Raw genomic sequence first — 3,390 nt, forward strand, 5'->3', positions numbered from 1 at the left:
TCGGCCCCGGCCGCACAGCCGGTGCGCGGCGTCCGGCTCGCGCTGCTGACGTTCGCGCTATCGCTCGCGACCTTCATCGAGGTGCTCGACTCGACCGTGACGAACGTCGCGGTGCCGGCGATCTCCGGCAGTCTCGGCGTATCGAACAGCCAGGGCACGTGGGTGATCAGCTCGTATTCGGTCGCGGCCGCGATCGCGGTGCCGCTGACGGGCTGGCTCGCGCGCCGTGTCGGGGAGTTGCGGCTGTTCGTCGGCGCGATCCTGCTGTTCACGCTGACGTCGCTGCTGTGCGGGCTCGCGCGCGACCTGCACGTGCTGGTGATCTGCCGCGCGCTGCAGGGGCTGTTTTCCGGGCCGATGGTGCCGCTGTCGCAGACGATCCTGTTGCGCACGTTCCCGCCGGACAAGCGCACGATCGCGCTTGCGCTGTGGGCGATGACGGTGCTGCTCGCGCCGATCTTCGGGCCGGTGGTCGGCGGCTGGATCGTCGACAACTTCTCGTGGCCGTGGATCTTCCTGATCAATTTGCCGATCGGGTTGTTCTCGTTCGCGGTCTGCACCGCGATGCTGCGCCCCGACGCGCAACGTGGCGAGGCCGGCCCGATCGACGTGCCGGGCATCGTACTGCTCGTGATCGGCGTCGGCTCGCTGCAGGCGATGCTCGATCTGGGCCACGATCGCGGCTGGTTCGGCTCGCCGCTGATCGTCACGCTCGCGGTGGTCGCGGGGCTATCGATCGTGTCGCTGCTGATCTGGGAGGCGGGCGAAGCGCATCCCGTCGTCGATCTCAGCCTGTTCCGCGATCGCACGTTCTCGTTCTGCGTGCTGATCATCTCGCTCGGGATGATGAGCTTCTCGGTGGTCGGCGTCGTGTTCCCGCTGTGGATGCAGGCCGTGATGGGCTACAACGCGTTTCACGCGGGGCTCGCGACCGCGTCGCTCGGCGTGCTCGCGCTGGTGTTCTCGATCCTTGTCGGGCTGCATGCGCATCGCTTCGACGCGCGCGTGCTCGCGACCTTCGGCTTCCTCGTATTCGCGGCCGTGCTCGCGTGGGATGCGCAATTCACGCTGAAGATGACGTTCGCGCAGATCGCCGCGCCGGGGCTGATCCAGGGGATCGGGCTGCCGTGCTTCTTCATTCCGCTGACGGCCGCGACGCTGTCGCGCATTCCGGACGACCGGCTTGCCGCCGCATCGAGCCTGTCGAACTTCCTGCGCACGCTGTCGGCCGCGTTCGGCACCGCGATGAGCGTGACGCTGTGGGACAACCGCGCGACCTATCACTACGACGTCGTGTCGCAATCCGTCACGCACGCGTCGGCGAACACGCAGCGTTTCGTGCACACGCTGAACGCGATGGGCGTGGACGGCGTGCGCGAGCTGTCGACGCTGCACCAGGTCGTGATGCAGCAGGCCTACATGATGGCGACCAACGACATGTTCTGGATGGCAAGCATGACGTGTCTCGCACTCGCGGCAATGATGTGGCTGACGCGGCCGAAGCGCGGCGCGGCGGCGTCGTTCGGGCATTGAGGAGAGGAACATGACGACACTCGGCGCACTCGTGATCCTGTATCACCCTAGCGATGCGCAGCTCGACGCGCTCGGCGCATGGCGGCACGCGTGCGACGCGCTGCTCGTCGTCGACAACACGCCGCAGCCCGATGCGCGGGCCCGCGAGCTGTGCGCGCGCGAAGGCATCGCGCTGTTGCATCACGGCAATCGCGGCGGGATCGCGGGGGCGTACAACGCGGGGCTTGCGGTGCTGTTTCGCGACGGCATCGATGCCGTCGCGCTGTTCGACCAGGATTCGTCGGTGCCGGCTGCGTATTTCCCCGCGATGCGCGACGTCTGCGCGGGGCTTGCGGGGCGCGCGTTCCTGGCCGGCCCGCGCATCTTCGACGAGAACGCGCGCAGCTTCCTGCCCGAACTGTCGACCAACGGGATCGGGCTGCGCCGCCTGCGCATCGAGCCGGGCGCGCCGCCGCAGCGCTGCGCGTTCCTGATTTCGTCGGGCTGCGTCGTGTCGCGCGACGCGTTCGACCTGCTCGGCCGCTTCGACGAGACGCTGTTCATCGATCACGTCGATACCGAATACAGCTTCCGCGCGCTGTCGCGCAACGTGCCGCTCTATGTCGTGCCGTCGCTGGTGCTGCCGCACCGGATCGGCGCGAAGCAGCGTCACGCGATCGGCCCTTTTGAAATGACGTCGATGAATCACTCGTGGCAACGGCGCTACTACAGCGCACGCAATGCGGTGCAGCTCGGGATGCAATACGGGCTGCGCTTTCCGGTGGCGATCGTGCCGAACCTGCTGACGGTGTGGCAGGTCGTGCAGATCGCGCTCGTCGAACGCGACAAGCGCGCGAAGCTCGCCGGCATCCTGTTCGGCGTCGCGGACGGCCTGTTCGGCCGGCTCGGCCCGCTCGAACGCACGCGGCCGCGTCTGGCCGCGCGCGCGCAGCGCATTCAGCAGGGATGAGGGGCGCGATGCGGCGAGAGAAACAAGCGGCGGGTGCGGCGCGTGGCGTGAAGGGCGGCTCGATGATGATCGTCGCCACGGCGGTGTCGCTGGCGTTGAGCGGATGCGTGCCGTCGGGCTTCCTGCCGTCGCTGTCGTTGCGCGCGCCGGCCGACGATGCGCTCGCGCACACGGCCGGCCCTGGCGTGAACGGTGCATGGCCCGCGCCAGACTGGGTGAAGCAGTTGAAGGATCCGCAACTCGACGCACTGGTTGCCGAGGCATCGCAAAACAATCCCGACCTGCAGGTCGCGCAGGCGCGGCTGCGAATCGCGCAGGCGCAGCTTCAGCAGTTCGATTCGTTGACGGGGCTGACGGGCACGGCCGGTGCGACGGTCAGCCGTGCGCGGATGCCGAAGCCGGGCAACGACGTTGCCGACGTATCGGTCGGCGGCTATCGCGTACCGGTCGAGATCTTCGGCGATCCGAACACCTCGCCGTCGTCGGTGTTCGTCGGGCTCACTTACCAGCTCGACCTGTGGGGCAAGAACCGCGCCGCGACGAAGAGCCTGATGTCGCTGCGCGAAGCGGCGCGGGTCGAGGCCGAGCAGGTACGGCTCACGCTGGCGGTCGCGATCGTCACCGTGTACTGCCAGCTTGACCAGTCGTACGCGACGCAGGAACTGCTGCAGCAGAAACTGAAGGTCAGCCAGCGCGTGACGACCGTGCTGCGCGAGCGCACAGCGCGCGGGCTCGACAACGCATATGACGCGAGCGACGCATCGATCAAGCGCAGCAAGCTGCTCGCGCAGATCGCGCTGAACGACGAGCAGATCAAGCTCGGGCAACTTCAGCTCGGCGTGCTGTCGGGCCGCGGCCCCGAGCGCGGGCTCGCGCTGCAGCGGCCGCGCGTCGGCGCGTTCGCGGGC

3 protein-coding genes are annotated in these 3,390 nt (G+C 68.3%); all 3 read left to right on the forward strand.

Annotated elements, in window-relative coordinates; all coding sequences use genetic code 11:
• The coding region (locus G3O06_RS47230; RefSeq protein ID WP_241020609.1) for a DHA2 family efflux MFS transporter permease subunit at positions 1 to 1,533 on the forward strand (1,533 nt) is incomplete at its 5' end.
• Positions 1,534 to 1,543: 10 nt separating this feature from the next.
• Entirely contained in the window at positions 1,544 to 2,482 is a 939-nt protein-coding gene (locus G3O06_RS47235) for a glycosyltransferase family 2 protein (protein ID WP_174998049.1), read from the forward strand.
• 8 nt (positions 2,483 to 2,490) lie between these two features.
• Positions 2,491 to 3,390, forward strand: a 900-nt coding sequence (locus tag G3O06_RS47240; protein ID WP_205820180.1) for a TolC family protein, incomplete at its 3' end; no start/stop codon positions are given.

The organism is Burkholderia sp. Ac-20345, from assembly GCF_017104825.1.
Taxonomy (GTDB): domain Bacteria; phylum Pseudomonadota; class Gammaproteobacteria; order Burkholderiales; family Burkholderiaceae; genus Burkholderia; species Burkholderia lata_B.

Bases quoted from the DNA above. Each gene is read 5' to 3' on its own strand.
- G3O06_RS47235 (WP_174998049.1), top strand. From the start codon at position 1,544: ATGACGACACTCGGCGCACTCGTGATCCTGTATCACCCTAGCGATGCG.